The organism is Lentzea roselyniae (assembly GCF_039537795.1).
Taxonomy (GTDB): Bacteria; Actinomycetota; Actinomycetes; order Mycobacteriales; family Pseudonocardiaceae; genus Lentzea; species Lentzea atacamensis.
Genome location: NZ_BAABBE010000002.1, coordinates 1 through 16,229 on the forward strand (window position 1 = coordinate 1; position 16,229 = coordinate 16,229).

11 protein-coding genes and 1 pseudogene are annotated in these 16,229 nt (G+C 69.4%); 8 read left to right on the forward strand and 4 right to left on the reverse strand.

What is annotated here, in order from left to right; all coding sequences use genetic code 11:
- Positions 1–139 (forward strand): annotated as a pseudogene (locus tag ABFX45_RS02920) (IS110 family transposase); the annotation flags it as partial.
- A 23-nt stretch (positions 140–162) separates the two neighbouring features.
- Here ABFX45_RS02920 and ABFX45_RS02925 read toward each other — a convergent pair.
- Both ABFX45_RS02925 and ABFX45_RS02930 read right to left on the reverse strand, forming a co-directional pair.
- A complete protein-coding gene (locus tag ABFX45_RS02925) occupies positions 163–1,530 on the reverse strand; it encodes a glycoside hydrolase family 43 protein (RefSeq protein WP_346127343.1) in 1,368 nt (455 codons plus the stop codon).
- 33 nt (positions 1,531–1,563) lie between these two features.
- Positions 1,564–2,517 carry an arabinan endo-1,5-alpha-L-arabinosidase gene (locus ABFX45_RS02930; protein ID WP_346127345.1) on the reverse strand — a complete coding sequence of 318 codons (954 nt, stop codon included), beginning with the start codon at positions 2,515–2,517 and terminating at the stop codon, positions 1,564–1,566.
- Between the two features lie 192 nt (positions 2,518–2,709).
- Here ABFX45_RS02930 and ABFX45_RS02935 point away from each other — a divergent pair, with 192 nt between their 5' ends.
- The 3 genes from ABFX45_RS02935 to ABFX45_RS02945 all read left to right on the forward strand — a co-directional run bounded on the left by ABFX45_RS02935 (position 2,710) and on the right by ABFX45_RS02945 (position 6,983).
- Positions 2,710–3,354, forward strand: coding sequence for a discoidin domain-containing protein (locus ABFX45_RS02935; protein WP_346127347.1), 645 nt, complete (start codon positions 2,710–2,712; stop codon positions 3,352–3,354).
- Positions 3,284–4,168: a peptide-N-glycosidase F-related protein gene (locus tag ABFX45_RS02940; protein ID WP_346127349.1), complete on the forward strand. Its 885-nt coding sequence runs from the start codon at positions 3,284–3,286 to the stop codon at positions 4,166–4,168. The genes ABFX45_RS02935 and ABFX45_RS02940 overlap by 71 nt, the downstream gene beginning before the upstream one ends.
- A 73-nt stretch (positions 4,169–4,241) precedes the next feature.
- On the forward strand, positions 4,242–6,983 hold the full coding sequence (locus tag ABFX45_RS02945) for a beta-L-arabinofuranosidase domain-containing protein (protein ID WP_346127351.1): 2,742 nt from the start codon (positions 4,242–4,244) through the stop codon (positions 6,981–6,983).
- Positions 6,984–6,986: 3 nt separating this feature from the next.
- Here the strand turns inward: ABFX45_RS02945 and ABFX45_RS02950 are convergent, their stop codons facing one another.
- Complete coding sequence (locus ABFX45_RS02950) at positions 6,987–8,288, reverse strand: jacalin-like lectin (RefSeq protein WP_346127353.1); 1,302 nt, start codon at positions 8,286–8,288, stop codon at positions 6,987–6,989.
- A 143-nt stretch (positions 8,289–8,431) separates the two neighbouring features.
- Positions 8,432–10,870, reverse strand: coding sequence for a glycoside hydrolase family 95 protein (locus ABFX45_RS02955; protein ID WP_346127355.1), 2,439 nt, complete (start codon positions 10,868–10,870; stop codon positions 8,432–8,434).
- Positions 10,871–11,277: 407 nt separating this feature from the next.
- On the opposite strand from ABFX45_RS02955, the gene ABFX45_RS02960 reads away from it, so the two are divergent.
- From ABFX45_RS02960 to ABFX45_RS02975, 4 genes are all read left to right on the forward strand, one after another.
- Positions 11,278–13,644 carry an ATP-binding protein gene (locus ABFX45_RS02960; protein WP_346127357.1) on the forward strand — a complete coding sequence of 789 codons (2,367 nt, stop codon included), beginning with the start codon at positions 11,278–11,280 and terminating at the stop codon, positions 13,642–13,644.
- An 86-nt stretch (positions 13,645–13,730) separates the two neighbouring features.
- A complete protein-coding gene (locus tag ABFX45_RS02965) occupies positions 13,731–14,222 on the forward strand; it encodes a YbaB/EbfC family nucleoid-associated protein (protein WP_109639611.1) in 492 nt (163 codons plus the stop codon).
- A gap of 13 nt (positions 14,223–14,235) precedes the next feature.
- Positions 14,236–14,964: a WXG100 family type VII secretion target gene (locus ABFX45_RS02970; RefSeq protein ID WP_346127360.1), complete on the forward strand. Its 729-nt coding sequence runs from the start codon at positions 14,236–14,238 to the stop codon at positions 14,962–14,964.
- 140 nt (positions 14,965–15,104) lie between these two features.
- Positions 15,105–16,199, forward strand: a complete 1,095-nt coding sequence (locus ABFX45_RS02975) for an ROK family protein (RefSeq protein WP_346127362.1) — start codon at positions 15,105–15,107, stop codon at positions 16,197–16,199.
- The last annotated feature ends 30 nt before the right edge of the window (positions 16,200–16,229 follow it).

Genomic DNA, 16,229 nt, shown 5'->3' on the forward strand with positions numbered 1-16,229 from the left:
CCGCGGCGCAGGGCACAACGCCGCCCTGCGCCAGCTGGCGAACCGGTTGGTCGGCATCCTGCACGGCTGCCTCAAAACCGGCACCCTCTACGACGAGACGACCGCCTGGTCGCATCACGCCGAGAACATCGCGGCTTGACATTTCAGCTCCTGGGATGTCTTTCAGGCCAGTGGTGAGGAGACGGTGAACGACGAGTCGCCGGCGAAGGCCGCGTCGGACGTGCGCCAGTCGACGCGCACCTCGAAGCCGTAGTGGCGCAGGTACCGGCCGGGTTGGGCGTAGGACTCGAACGACGTGCTGCCGTTGCCCGCGAGACCGGCGCGCCCGCAGAACGTGGTGTCGCGGGCGAACACCGAGTCACCGGTGTTGGTGTCCAGCCGGACGCGGAAGGCGTAGTGCCGCAGGTAGCGGTCCGGGTGGTTCACCGACCGGAACGAGTAGCAGGCGGCGTTCGCGAGGCCCGGCACGATGGTGAAGGTCGCGTCCCTCCGGACCGTGACGTCACTGGACGAGCTCACCGGGTCGACGTAGGCCAGGTTGTCGCGGTGCCGGACGTGGCGGTCGGGGAAGTTGACCGACCGCAGCGACCGGTTGCCCGTCGCCACCGGCGTGCCGTCACCGGAGTCCTCGCGCAGCACCGTGAAGTGCCGGGCGGTGCCGGACAGACCGGGCAGCTCGACCTTGGCGCCGAAGGTGGTCAGGTTCGCGCTGTCGGCGTGGAAGTAGCGCCGCTGGCCGTACTGGTCGAAGTAGATCCGCCACCGGCCGTCCGGCAGCCGCGTGATCGCGGGACCTTCGAGCCCCGCGCCCCAGCCAGCCCAGTTGCCGGTGCCGACGAACGTCCAGGGACCGTTCAGCGACGTGGCGGTGGCGTGCTCGATGTACTTCGTCGTCTCGTTCTTGAGGAAGTTGTGGTACGTGCCGCCGGCCTTGACCACGAAGCTGTCGATGTAGTTGGCCGGGATGCCCAGTGCCACGGGGCTGGTCCACGCGGACAGGTCCGGGTTCGTCGCGGTGATCCGGTATGGACGGAACTGTCCCGCCGTGCCCGTCGTGGACGCGGAGAAGATCACGTGGACGCTGCCGTCGGAGTCCTTGAACCACTCCGGCGCCCACGTGCTGCCTGTGGCCCCGTTGAGGCCGACGCGGACGTTGCGCACGAACGTCCAGGACACGTAGTCCGCGCTGCGGGCGAAACCGATCGTGTCGCCCGTCCAGTTCGTCGTGTAGACGATGTAGTAGTAGCCGTCGGTGTGCCGGATGACGCTGGGGTCGCGAATGAGGCCTGTCGGAGGCGTGTACGCGTTGGCTCTGACCTGAGTGAAGCCGGTCGCGTTCGCCGAGTCGTACACGTACATGTTCGACTCGCTGCTGTTGGTGAACGCGGTCATCAGGTAGTGCGGCACGGGACCGGCGGCCGATGCCGTCGGCGAGCCGGAGACAGCGCCGGCCGCGGCGAGGGCAGCCGTGACACCGATCAGCACGTACCGCCGGATGGAACGCGCGGCGCGCGGCAGGGACGAACGCATGGACCTTCTCCTTGGAACAGAGGGACGAACCTCTCAGAGCACGCGGGGCCAGCCGGCTGGGTCGTAGGTCAGGCGGTTGATGCCCAGCAGCGACGTGCCGTTGTCGGCGTAGTAGTGATAGATGAGCAAGTCGCCGCTGGTGTCGGCGAGCACGGCCTGATGTCCCGGCCCGTGCACGCTGCCGTGGCCAGCCAGCACTTCCGTGCCTCCACCGGAGTTCAGGGGCACACCGTTGCGGTCGAGGTAGGGGCCGGTGACGCTGGAGGACCGCCCCACCATCACCCGGTAGGTGCTCGACGCGCCGCGGCAGCAGAAGCCGAACGAGACGTACTGGTAGAAGTACTGGCCGCGCTTCACGATGAACGGCGCCTCGATCGCGCCGCCACCGCGCCCGGCGATGGCGGTGATGCCGCTGCCGAGCCGCAGGCCGGTGGCGGGATCGAGCTGGATCATCTTGATGCCCGACCAGAACGAGCCGAAGCTCAGCCACCAGCGGCCCTGGTCGTCCACCACGAGGTTCGGGTCGATGGCGTTGAAGTCGTCCGAGGTGCGCGACTCGATCACCAGGCCGCGGTGCGTCCAAGTACCCGAGTCACCGGTGGGGCTGGTGGCCAGGAAGATCGCCGAGCGGTTCGATCCGAACATCGACGCCGAGTAGTACAGGTGGTAGCGGCCGTCGAGATGGGAGAGGTCCGGGGCCCACAGGTTCCTGCCACCGCCGGTGTAGGCCGTGGTCCACGGCGCGCCGCCGGGGAACACCGTGCCCGCGTTGCGGAACGTCACGCGGTCGCGGGAGGTCTTCAGCGCCAGGTTGTCGCCGGTGTGCGCCAGCAGATAGCTGCCGTCGGGCCGCTTGACCACCGCTGGGTCGTGCACGCGGATGTCGCCGGTGACACGGGCGGGGTCCGGATACGCGGCCGCCGACGCGGACGGCGCGACGACCAGTGCGGCTACGGCGGCGAGTGCGGTGACTCGAGTGATCGACATGGATGCCTCCGTTGGCAACCGATGGCTGTTAGCGCTAACAGGTGTTGCTGTGCGCCGATCTCGCGCTCCCGGACTCCGGGGCCGACAGTTGAATGTGAACGTTCCCAGCGCACCGTAACCCAACTTTTTCTTGCCTGGCAAGGTTTGTCGAATGTTCGATCAGAGGTGTGGTGAGCGTTCACATATGTGGGCGTGCGACAACCATCCCTGCTCGTCAGTGCCCCGGCCGCGTTCGCTGCGGACATCAACCTGGCCTTGGACAAGCCGGCCACCGGCTCCCTCGCGTGCGCGGGCGCCGAAGGGCCGGAGAAGGCCGTCAACGGCGGCGTCGCCGGTGGCAACGGCGACAAGTGGTGCTCGACGGCGAGCGTCGAGTACCTCCAGGTCGACCTCGGCGCGCCTGCGTCGATCACCGGTTTCACCGTCGAGCACGCGGGCGCCGGTGGTGAGGCGGCCACGTACAACACCAAGGCGTTCGCCGTTCAGCTGTCCTCCGACGGCAGCACGTGGACGACGGCGGTGTCCGTTACGGACAACACCGCGAGCACCACGACGCATCCGATCACCGCGGCCAGTGCCCGCTGCGCCAAACTCGTCGTCACCACACCGACCCAGACCGCCGACCCGGCCGCGCGGATCTACGAGTTCGAGGTGTACGGCGCGAGCAGCGGTACCCCGGCGGCGGCGTCATCCCGGTGTTCGACCGCATCCCGCAGTTCGGCATCTACACCAGCGGTGACCCGGTCGGCTACACCCGCCCGCGGGCGTGCTGACGTGGAACCGGGGCACCGAGTTCGCGAGGAAGCGGACCGACGCGGAGAAGGCGCTGATCGGTGACGACCTGCGGGTGAGCTATCACGCGCAGTGCGACAACTACGACCGGATCGGCACCGTGTTCTACGTCGCCGTGCCGAAGGGCACCACGCCGACCGCGGCCACGCCGAGGGTGACCCTGCTGGACTTCATCACCCCGTTCAGCAGCTACTGGCGAGGTGGCGAGGCGAACTACACGTTCCCGGACGCCGACCTCGGTCCGTACGCGGTCGCGCTGGCGGATCCGGGCAAGGACGTGTACCTCGGCATCGGCGGCGGCTCCAACCCGTACCGCGGTGACCCGTGCGACTCGCATCCCGAGGTCACGCCCGAGTTCAGGACGATCGGCTTCAAGTACTCGATGTCGCTGGTCTCCACCGTCGCGCTGACCGCGCGGGACCACGACGTCGCCGGGATGATCTCCGGCGTCCGCGAGACCACCAACTCGATCACGCGGGCCCGGTCGCACACCGCGACGGGCAACCGCGGTGACATCGCGCTGGTGATCGCCGGCTACGGCTCGGCGGCGGGCGGCGAGGAGTACTCCAACACCACCGTCACCGTGTCGGTGAACGGCACCAGGGTCGGGGTCGTTCTCCACCGCGTGGACTGCGTGAGCCTGGAGCAGGACGACCCGGACGGCAACCCCGGGATCTTCCGCAACAACACCGCCGGCAACCCGCGCAGCTGGTGCCCAGGCGGGTTGATCCCGAGCCGGTACTTCCCGACCGGTGACATCGCCGGGAGGAACGTCACCGTGACCATCGGCATCGGCTGCCGGGTGCCGTACGTCGGCGACTCCGGTTACCGCACGAGTGTTTCCCGGCTGGAGCGCTGATCGCTGCAACCGTTGACGCCGGTGGGCAGGCCACCTATGTTAGCGCTCACATTTTCGCGTGAGGAGCTGGCGCATGGTGAACGGGTTCGCACGGCGGGACTTCCTCAGGGCCGCGTCCTTGACCGCCGCCGCGCCGTTGCTCGGCGTGGCGGCGGGAGAGGCGATGGCGGCACCGGAAGCTGTCGCGCCGGGTGGCCTGCGTCCCTTCGAACTGTCCGAAGTGGCGCTGACCGAAGGCGTTTTCTCGAAGAAGCGCGACCTCGTCCTCGCCTACGCGCGCGGCTACGACGTCAACCGGCTGCTCCAGGTGTTCCGCGCCAACGCGGGCCTGGACACGCTGGGCGCCGTCGCGCCCGGTGGCTGGGAAGGTCTCGACGGCGAGGCGAACGGCAACCTGCGCGGCCACTACACCGGGCACTTCCTGTCGATGCTGGCCCAGGCGTACGGCAGCACCGGCGACACCGTGTACCTCGAGAAGATCCGCACGATGCTGGGCGCGCTCACCGAGTGCCGGGCCGCGCTGCGCCGTGATCCCCAGGTGCTGAGCGTGCCGGGGAAGTCCGGCCGCGCGGTGGAGCAGGTGCGCGGCTCGTACCAGTACATCGATCTTCCGGCTGAACCGCTGCCCGCGACGTTCACGTTCACGGCCTGGGTCCGGCCGTCGCACGACGCGAACTGGACGCGGATCTTCGACTTCGGCAACGACACCACCCGCTACCTGTACCTGGCTGCTCGCAACGGCAACGGTGTGCCGCGGTTCGCCATCACCCTGAACGGTCCGGGTGCCGAACAGGGCATCAACGGCACCGCACCGCTGCCGTTGAACGAGTGGAGCCACGTCGCGGTGACGATCGCGGGCACCACCGGCACGCTGTACGTGAACGGCGTCCGAGCCGGCACGAACACCGCGATGTCGGTCAACCCGGCGGCACTCGGCACCCTCGCGCACCACTGGCTGGGGCGGTCCCACTTCGGTGGCGACCCGGTGTTCGCCGGCGCCCTCGACGACGTGAACCTCTTCTCCCGGGCACTGGGCGCGGACGAGATCACCGCGTCCCTCGAGGGAGATCTGAACTCCTACGCGTTCGACGAGACGACCGGCGGGACGTTCGCCGACGTGTCCGGACGCGACCGCCACGCCACGCTGCGCCGCACCTGGGGCGGTCCGAGCCACCCGGGCTTCCTCGCCGCGTACCCGGAAACGCAGTTCATCACGCTGGAAACCATGACGCGCCCGGACTACCAGGTGGTGTGGGCGCCCTACTACACCGCGCACAAGATCCTCAAAGGCCTGGTCGACGCCTACCGCAACACCCAGGACACGCGGGCCCTCGACCTCGCGGACGGCTTGTGCGACTGGATGTTCTCGCGGGTGAGCAAGCTGCCCGCAGAGGTGCGTCAGCGGATGTGGGGCATCTTCTCCAGCGGCGAGTACGGCGGCCTCGTGGAGGCGATCGTCGACCTGCACGCGATCACCGGCAAGCACCTGGAGCTGGCCAGGCTCTTCGACCTCGACTCGCTGATCACCGCGTGCGCCGAGAACCGCGACGTGCTCGAAGGCCTGCACGCCAACCAGCACATCCCGATCTTCACCGGCCTCCTGCGGCTCTACGAGGCCACCGGTGAGCAGCGGTACTGGCTGGCGGCCAGGAACTTCTGGGGCATGGTCGTCCCGCCCAGGATGTTCAGCATCGGCGGTACCAGCACAGACGAGTTCTGGCGGGCGCGCAACGTCGTCGCCGGCGGGTTGAGCGACACGTCGGCGGAGACCTGCTGCGCGCACAACCTGCTCAAGCTCAGCCGCCAGCTGTTCCTGCACGAGCAGTCGCCGAAGTACTTCGACTACTACGAACGCGCGCTCTACAACCAGATCCTCGGTTCCAAACAGGACCGTGCCGACGCCGAGCTGCCGTTGATGACGTACTTCATCGGCCTCACTCCGGGTGCCGTCCGCGACTTCACCCCCAAGCAGGGCACGACGTGCTGCGAGGGCACCGGCATGGAGAGCGCGACGAAGTACCAGGATTCGGTGTACTTCCGCGCGGCCGACGACTCGCGGCTGTACGTGAATCTCTACAGCCCGTCCGTGCTGAAGTGGAAGGGCGTCACCGTCACCCAGACCACCGGCTTCCCGGTCGAGCAGGGCACGACGCTGCGGGTCACCGGCCGCGCCCGGTTCGACCTGAGCCTGCGCGTGCCCGCGTGGGCGGGGGAGTTCACCGTGACGGTCAACGGCGTGCGGCAGCGGCTGGACGCCCTGCCCGGCACCTACGTGACGCTGTCCCGGTCGTGGCGCGACGGAGACGTTGTGCGCGTGCGCATGCCGTTCGCGTTGCGGGCCGAGCGCACTCCTGACCAGCCTCTCGTGCAGTCGCTGATGTACGGCCCGATCCACCTGGTTGCGCGTGATGCGCGGCGTGACTTCCTGGAACTCGGGCTGTACGGGCGCGCGGCGTTGTCCGGCGACCTGGCGGGCAACCTGCAGCCGATCGCGGGCAGTCCGCTGCACTTCCGGCTCGGTGAGGTCGCGCTGGCCCCGTTCTTCGAGGGCACCGAGGACGCCTTCCACTCGTACTTCCGCCGCGTGGAGCCGAAGATCGTGTTCGCGGGCGTGGACTCCGGCGTCGCGAACCCCGTGCGCGCGGACGGGGCCACGTTCCTCGACGAGGTGTGGGTGGCCGCGCCGTTCTCCTCCAGGAGCGTGTTCCTGGACCGGGTGACGGCCGTGGCGCGGCGGTGGGTCGGCGACGGCCTGATGTCCGTCGCCGACCACGACCGTGTCATCCGCACGGCCCGCAACGCACCGATCAGGTAGGTGTCACGAGGCCGGCACGAAGATCGCGCCGAGCCGGTCGACCTCGGTGCCCGACCGGCCGGTGAACCCGGCGATGCGCCATCCGGCCGGCGCGGTGACGGTGATCGTCTCACCGGTCGGCTGACCGGCGGAGAGCGTGCGTCCCCGGCTGGTGGTGAACGCGGCCGAGAAGACCCGCGTGTGGCCGTTGTACTTGCCCTGGCTCAGTTTCGCGGACACGAGGTGCTCACCCGGTTCGAGAGTGAGCGTCGTCGCCGTACCGCCGTTGCCGCCGTGGGTGAACGTCCTGCCGTTCGCCAGAGTGAGCGACACCTGGTCCAGCCTGCTGCCACCGCGCAGGGTCAGCGAGCGCACGGCGCCCAGGTCGACGGCGGCGAGGTCGGTGAACGGCGTGCCGTGCGGGCCACCGAGTTCGGGGCTGAGCCGGATGCCGTCGTCGGCGGCCCAGTCGAACCGGGTGGCGATCGGGTAGTGGTCGGACAGCGGTTTGCCCTGGGCGTCCTGGAACTTCGTGTTGTCGTTGCGGTAGTCCCGCGCGGTCAGGGTGATCTGCCGGTTGCCCCGGTAGAGGATCTTGTCGACCACCTCGCACGAGTCGGTGACCGCCGCCGGGTCGCACACCAGCGCCGGGCTGCCCGCCGCCGGTGCCTGGCCGCCGCGTTCCAGCTGCACCCACGCGTCGGTCAGGCCGTTGGTCGTGACCAGTTCGCGGATGTTGTCGGCCTCGCGGGTGTACCGGGTGTTGGTGTCACCCATGACGATGACCGCGTTGCCCACGGAGTTCGCGGCGATGTACTGCGACAGCTGGGTGATGTTCGACCGGCGCGCGGCGAGGTCGGCGTTCTCCACGCCCGCGTTCGGGTGCAGGTTGTAGACGTCGACGTGCACGCCGTCGGCCAGCTTGACCCGCTTGTACGTGAAGCCCTTGGGAGTCAGGCAGTCCGTGCCGTTGCAAGAGGACCACTTCGTGCGCGCGAGGTCGCTGTAGGGCAGGTGGGACAAGGTGTTCAGGCCGCTGCCGAACGGCACTCCGCCGCTCGTCGGCGTGCGGTGCGCGTGGTTGTCGCCCGCGTACAGGGCCGCGTGGTAGTTGAAGTCCTCCTGGACGTTGACGACGTGGTAGGGCGCCAGTCGCGGGCTGATCAACGGGGTGTTCACGGCCGGGTTGCCGGAGGAAAGGCCCTCCGGCAACCCGGCCACGTTGTAGGTCAGCACCTCGAAGCTGCCGCCGGTCGCGGCGGTGGCCGTCGGCGGCACCAGCGTCGCGAGCACGACGGGGATGACGAGCAGGGTGGATCGTCGCATGCTGCTCCTCGCAGGTTTGGAGCGTCCGCAACACGGGAACGCGGCACGATGATCCACGATTTGTGAGCGCTAACACAGCGTCCGTTCCCCGACCGTTGTCGAAATCGACGTCGAATCGACGGAGTTGGCGCGTTGTTCACCGCTCAGGCCAGTGCGCGTACCAGGTAGGTGGTTCCGGAGGTGGCGTCGATGATGATGACACCGCCCTCACCCCGGACCTCGACCTTGCGGCCGGTGTGCGCGTCGAGCACCTCGTAGCGGTTCTCGAACAACGTGCTCGACACCGTCAACGGTCCGCTCCGGCCCGCGGTGAGCTGGACGCGGACCGGTTTTCCGTTCACCCATCGGATGTCCACCGTCACGTCGCCGCGTGCCCGCAGCCCGGTGACCGAGCCGGTGTCCCAGAACTTCGGCAGCGCGGGCAACAGGTCCACCACGCCGCGGTGGCTCTGCAGGAGCATCTCCGCCACGCCCGCGGTGGCGCCGAAGTTGCCGTCGATCTGGAACGGCGGGTGGGTGTCCCACAGGTTGTCCAGCGTGCTGGTCGCGAGCAGTTCGGACAGCATCTTGTGGGAGTGGTCGCCGTCCAGCAGCCGTGCCCAGAAGTTGATCTTCCAGGCCTTGCTCCACCCGGTGCCGCCGTCGCCGCGCGCGGTGAGCGACACCCGTGCCGCGGCGACCAGTGCCGGGTCGTCCTGCGGCGTGATCTGCCGTCCGGGGTGCAGCGCGAACAGGTGGGACACGTGCCGGTGGGTGTTGTTCGGGTCGTCCCAGTCCTTCTTCCACTCCTGCAGCTGGCCCCACGAGCCGACCCGCAGTCCGGGGTCGAGACGGTCCACGGTGGACTTGACCTGGGCTGCGAACTCGTGATCACCGAGCGCGGTGGCGGCCTCGGCGGTGTTGGTCAGCAGGTCCCACACGATCTGCTGCGACATCGACGCGCCCGCGGAGAACGGGCCCTGCTCAGGGGAGTAGCTCGGGTTCACCACCAGCGCGCCGTCCCGCGGGTCGGCCACCAGTTCGTCCATCCAGAACAGGGCGAGCGACCTGAGCATCGGGTAGGCCCGCACCCGCAGGAACCACTCGTCCCGGGTGAACAGGTAGTGCTCGTAGTAGTGCTGGGCCAGCCACGCGCCCGCCTCCGGGAACCAGAACGCCGTCGCCCAGTCGTGCACGCCGGTGAACCCGAACGGCGTGGTCTCGTTGTGCACCACCCAACCGCGGTTGCCGAACATCTGCCGCGCGGTCACCTCACCGGGTGGCACGAGCGAGTCCACGTAGTCGAACAGCGGTGCCGCGGTCTCCGCGAGGTTCGTGGTCTCCGCCGGCCAGTAGTTCATCTGCAGGTTGATGTTCACGTGGTAGTCCGCGCTCCACGGCGGCGACGTCGAGTTGTTCCACACGCCCTGCAGGTTCGCGGGCAGCGACCCGCCCCGGGAGGACGCCACCAGCAGGTAGCGGCCGTACTGGAAGTGCAACGCCTCCAACGCCTTCCGGTGTGCGGCCGGGGTGTTCGCGTCGCGGTAGCGGCGCAGCAGTTCGTCGGTCGGGATGTCCGGCATCTGCTGACCCACGTCGAGGCGCACCCGGTCGAACAGCTTCCGGTGGTCGGAGACGTGGTCGGCACGCAGCCGCTCGTACCCCTTCGCGACTGCCCGGTCCGTTCGCCGGGTGACCGTGTTGTGCGGGTGCACACCGGAGCGGTAGACCGGATGGCGGGTGGCGTAGTCGGTGCCGGCGGCCAGCACCAGCACCACGGAGTTGGCACCGCGCACGGTCACGGACCCGTCCGCGTTGTCGGTGCGGGTACCGCCCTGGTTGATCACCTGGACCTGCGACTCGAACCTCAACCCGTTGTCGTTGAGACGTCCGGTCAGGGTGATGCGACCGGCCCGCGAGGTGATCGTCGCCGTGCGGTTCGACGGCGTGCGCACCGCCGTGGTGAAACCGATCCGGCCCGGCCGGTCCGCGGTCAGCCGCGCCACGATCACGTTGTCCGGTGCGGTGGCGAAGTACTCGCGCGTGTACCGCACGCCGCCGGAGGTGTAGCTCACCCCGGCGACGGCTTCGGCGATGTCGAGGTGCCGCCGGTACGAGCTCACCGTGCCGGGGGCCGGTAGGAGCGTCAGCACGAGGTCACCGAAGGACTGGTAGGCGCCGAACCCGGTCTTCGCCTGACCGAGTTTGCCCGCCACCCATTCCGGGTCGGCGCTGCCGTCGGCGTCGATCCGGCGCTGGACCTCCTCGACGGCGCCGGGCCGCGGGACTTTCCAGTTGCCGAAGTCGTACCCCGGCGAGCCAGGGCCGCCTGTCCACAGCGTGTTCTCGTTGAACTGCAGCAGTTCGCTCGCCACGCCGCCGAAGACGCTCGCGCCGAGCGCGCCGTTGCCGATGGGCAGCGACTCCGACTCCCAGTTGGCCGCGGGTTCGGTGTACCAGAGGGTGAGGCCGGCCTGGGCGGTCTGTTCGGCCTCGGGGTCTGCTTCCGCCCGGCCGGTCGTGGCGCCGGTCATCGCGGCGGCCGCGGTGCCGGCGACGAACGACCGGCGGGAGACTTTCGCGGATGTCGATCTGCTCGCCACAGCTGGCTCCTCGTCGGCAGGACGGGCGACTCGTCGGTGATCACCCCAGCGTGGTGGTGTGCGCGGGATCGGATCAAGAGATCGGATCGCTCACAAATTGCCTGTTATCGAACGCGTTGAAGGCCGGGCAGTCGCGCCGCCGTGGTCCGTTGTGGTCGGTCGCGCAGGCATCGGTGTTGGCGCCGCCGACGCGGTCGTCGTCTCGTTGACGCCCGAGATCCGCACCGCGGATGCAGCCCAACCCTCGGATGCTTCCACAGCATCGGCCGCCCGGACAGACCGGTTCGCCACATTGGGCCAAAAGTGTTGCGTGTCAATGAGATCGGTGGTCCAGAGCCCGTTGACCGGCTCGCCTCGCTCCGGTCTCATGGGCTCGACGGCGGCTCGCGACGGGGCGAGGTGGGACGATGCGGACGACCGGGCGGACCACCACCGGGAACCTTCCCGCCGAGCTGACGAGCTTCGTGGGCCGGCGGCGCGAGCTCGACGAGGTCAAGCGGCTGCTCGGCGAGTCACGGCTGGTCACGCTCACCGGCGTCGGCGGTACCGGCAAGACCAGGCTGGCGTTGCGGGCGGGCACGGCGTTGCGGCGGGCGTTCCCCGGCGGGGTGTGGTTCGTCGACATGACGCAGCTGCGCGACACCAGGCTGCTCACCCGGGAGATCCAGGGCCCCGAGGTGCTCGCGTACCTCGTGGGCTCGGCCCTGCAGCAGCCGGAGCCGGGCAACGGGTCGCCGCTGGACGCGCTGGTGGAGTGGCTGCGGGGCCGGGACCTGCTGCTCATCCTGGACAACTGCGAGCACCTGATTCCGTGCTGTGCGATCGTCGCCGACGCGCTGCTGCGGGGCTGCCAGGAGATGCGGTTGCTCGTGACCAGCCGGGAACCGTTCGGAATCTTCGGCGAGGTGGTGTACGGGGTGCCGCCGCTGCCCGTCCCGGACTCCGGTACGAGCCGGGCGGAGCTGGCCCGGTGCGAGTCGGTGGCGCTGTTCGTCGCGCGGGGCGCGGCGGCGGCGCCCGGTTTCGCGCTGACCGCCGACAACCACCGCGCGGTCGCGGAGGTGTGCGAGGTGCTCGACGGGCTGCCGCTCGCGATCGAGCTGGCCGCCGCGCGCCTGCGCGTGTTCACCCCGCAGCAGATCCTCGAGCGGATGACCGACCGGTTCGCCCTGCTGTCGCGGGGGAGCCGCACCGCGCCGGAGCGCCAGCAGACGCTGCGGGCCTGCATGGACTGGTCGTTCGACCTGTGTTCCAAACCGGAACGGATCCTGTGGGGCCGGCTGTCGGTGTTCGCGGGCGGGTTCGAGCTCGACGCGGCCGAGGGCGTCTGCACTGACGAGCACGTGCCGGAGGCGGACCTGCCGGAGCTGGTGGCCGCGCTGGTGGACAAGTCGGTTCTGGTGCGCGACGACGCCTCAGGCGCGGCGGCGCGGTACCGGATGTTGCAGACGATCCGCGGCTACGGCCGGGACAGGGTGCGCGCGTCCGGCGAGGAGGCGCTGCTGCGACGGCGGCACCGCGACTGGTACCAGGGCCTGCTGGACCGGGCGCGCGGCGAGGCGATCACCGACCAGCACGGGTACTGGCTCGCCCGCCTCTGCCGTGAGCAGCCCAACCTGCGGGTGGCGATGGAGTTCTGCCTGACCGAACCGGGCGAGTCCGAGGCCGCGCTGCGGCTCGCGGTCACCGTGCCGCGCCTGCACTGGCGGGCCGGGGGCGTGCTCACCGAAGGCAGGCGCTGGCTGGACCGCGCGCTCGCCCAGACCAGTGGGCGGACCGTGCTGAGGGCGCGGGCGCTCGTGGTCGCCGGTCAGCTCGCGTTCTGGCAGGGCGACACCGTCGGCGGGATGCGGCTGGTGGAACGGAGCGAGGAACTGGCTCGGGAGGCTGGCGCTCCGGTCGTCCTGGCCTGTGCCGCCTTCCTGCGCGGGCTGGCCGCGCTGCACGCCAACGACCTGCAGCTCGCCGTCGCGGCTCTCACCAGCGCCCAGGCGGCCGTGGCCGTGCTGCCGGACCTCGAACCCGACCTGGACCTGCCGCTGAACGTCCTGCTCACGCTGGGGCCGGCGGCCGCGCTGTCCGGTGACCTCGACCGCGCCGACGCCTGCGTGCAGGAGATGATGTCGATCGTCGAGTCGCGGGAGTCGGGTCTCGACCGGTCGTTCGTGATCTGGCAGGTCGCCCTCGGCGCCTGGCTCCGCGAGGACCTGCGCCAGGCCGCCGAGCGAGCTCTCGAGTGCCTTCGGCTCAAACAGGGCTGCGGCGCCGACGACCGGTACGGCACGGCGCTGTGCCTGGAGCTGCTGGCCTGGATCACCGCCGGTCAGCGGCGTCACCGCCGGGCCGCCACGCTGCTGGGTGCCGCGACCGCGCGCTGGGCCGACATCGGTGCCTCCATCGCCTCCTACCGGCACCTCGTCGTTCATCACGACGCGTGTGCCCGCCGGATCCGCGAGGCGATCGGTGACGAGGCGTTCGACGAGGCCTTCGCCGCCGGCCGGAGCCTCACGCTGGACGAAGTGCTCGCCTTCGCGTTCGAGGAGCAGCGGGACGCCACGCCACCGCCCGCGGCGCCGCCGACCCCGCTCACCCGGCGTGAGCGGCAGGTCGCCGAGCTGGTCGCGGACGGACTGTCCAACAAGGAGATCGCGGCCCGCCTGGTGATCGCCCGCCGGACCGCGGAAGGGCACGTCGAACGCATCCTGCAGAAGCTCGGTTTCGGGTCGCGCACGCAGCTCGCGGCCTGGGTGACCGAGCGCCGCAACGCGCCGTGAGGCCCGCGTTGGTGTGACGTTGGGCTGCCGTTGGCGAGATCAAGTGGACTCCACGGTGCACTGGTGTGTCGCCACAGGAGGCTGCCTTGGATCCGTACGCGTGGGTCAACGACTTCGAAGCCCGAGCGGCCGAACTTCAGCGGAAGGCCGCTGAGGCGCAGGAGAACCTCGCGGCCGTGTCGGGAACCGCGTCCAGCAAGGACGGTGCGGTCACGGTCACCGTCGGACCCAACGGCGGCCTGACGAACCTCCAGCTGGGACACAGGGCGGTCGAGCTCGGCGCTCCCCGGCTCACCGCGCTGATCCTGGAGACCGCGCGGCAGGCCCAGAAGAACGCGTCGGCGCAGGTGGTCGAGGTGTTCCGGCCGATCGGTGAGGGCACCGAGACGATGCAGATGATCACGGACGTCATCGAGGCGAACGAGGACGCGGAGCCGGACGAGACGCACGCCCTCGAGCAGATCGAAGAAGACGACGAGCCGGTCGCCGAGACCAAACCGGCGCCCGCCCAGGCGCCTCCGGTGCGTGGCCGTCGCCCGGCGGACGACGAGGACGACGACGAGAACCAGCCGTGGTGAAGGGAATCCAGCGATGAGCGACAACCCGCTGCTGGTCAACATGGACGAGAAGAACAAGTACAAGGGCACGCTCTTCATCGAGTCCTACGACAGCTTGATCGACTCGATCACCGGACAGGCGCAGAGCGAACTGGACCTCGCGTTCAACGCGATCGGCGCTGTGGCCTCGACGGTCTCGCTCGTCGTCGACCCGTTCGGCTCGCTGCTGGGCTCCGCCTTCGGCTGGATGATGGAGCACATCAGCATCCTGAAGGAACTGCTCGACGAGGTGCTGGGCGATCCGGAGGACATCCAGGCCAACGTCGAGGCGACCAAGGCGAAGGCCGCGGAGCTGCGTGTGCTGGCGGAGGACCACCGCAGTTCGCTGGCGACCTTCGACGGCTGGACCGGTGCCGCGTCGGAGAAGTTCCAGACGAGCATGGACACGATGGGCAAGGAGCTCGACAGCCTGGCCGGCGCGGTCGAGGGCAAGGCCAAGGTCGTGGCGATGATGGGCACGATCGTCTCGGTCCTGCGCGACATCATCATGAGGCCGGACTGCACCTGCTGCGGGCGTCAGTGGTGCTGGACACCAGGACTGATGAGGTCGCTGGTTCGATCCGCGAGCACGGTGTGGACGCCGTGGCCGACGCGTTCATCCAGCAGTTCGAGCGCCCGATCATCGAGACAGCGCAACGGGAGGCGTTCGCGGACCTCGACTCGGACACCTACCGGCCGCACACGTAGCGTTGCGAACCGTTAGCGGTCCGGATGAAGCTTGATCGCGCAAACATCCTGGTGGCGAGGCGATCACACTTCTGCTGACCGTTGAAAGAACCTCTTCAAAATTGAATGAAGATCACGTACTGTGCCCGATCGGAGCGCAGTACGAGGAACAGGTTCATGCGACTGAAGCATTCGGGTGATCTGAGGCGGGCACACCGTGTCGAGGTCATGCGGAGCTTCTACGGTGGCGAACCCCGGACCCGGCTGGAGCTGGCGAACCAGCTCGGCCTGTCCGTCGCCACGATAGGCACCATCGTCGGTGAGCTGACGAAAGCCGGATTCCTGAAGGAAACGGCTGGACCGCGCACCGGTGGGCGGCCTGCCACGCAGCTGACGTTGCGCGGCGGCGGTTCGTTGGTGGTGGGAGTGGACGTCGCGGAAACACACGTGACGGCCGAGTTGTTCGACCAAGCCATGGCGCGACTGGCCCGGAAACGGGTGCCAGTGGAGGAGAACGCGCCGGAAGCCGTGGTCGAGCACGTTCTCACCGCTGTGGCCGCCGTGCGGCAGCAGGTGTACGAGGCGCCGATCCGTGCGATCGGGGTCGGCGTGCCGGAGCCGCGGTTGCGGGCGTTGCTCGAACGGCGCTGTGACGTGCCGGTGGTGCTGGATCATCCGCTGAAGGCGATCACGCTGGCCGAGCAGATGTTCGGTGCGGCGCGCGACCAGGACGACGTGATCGTGGTCAGCCTGGGGACCGGTGTCGGCTTGGGAGTGCTCGCCGACGGCCGGTTGCTGCGCGGTGCGACCAACAGCGCGGGGGAGTGGGGCCACACCGTCCTTCACGACGGTGGGGAACCGTGCCGGTGTGGGGGCCGCGGGTGTGTGGAGGCCTACGTCGGAGCGGGCGCGTTGGTGCGCCTTGCCGGGGACGGCCCTCCTGGTGACCTGGAGGCGACGGTGGCACGGCTCGCGGGAGCCGTGCGGCGGGGCGACTCCGCGGCGCTGGAGACGCTCGCCCGGTACGCCCGTCCGCTCGGCCTGGCGCTCGCCAACGCCGTGAACGTGCTCAACCCCGGGTTGATCGTGTTCGGCGGATGGGTCAGCGCCGCGCTCGGAGAGCCGCTCGTGTCGGCGGTCACCCCGGTGATCAAGGAGTACGCGCTCGCAACCGCTTTCGAAGCGGCGACCACCGTGCTGGGCAGGCACCTGGACAATCCGGTGTCCCTCGGTATGGCCGTGCTCGCCTTCGAAACCCACCTGCTCGACTGAACTTCCGAGGGGATCCAAATTCATGGGGCA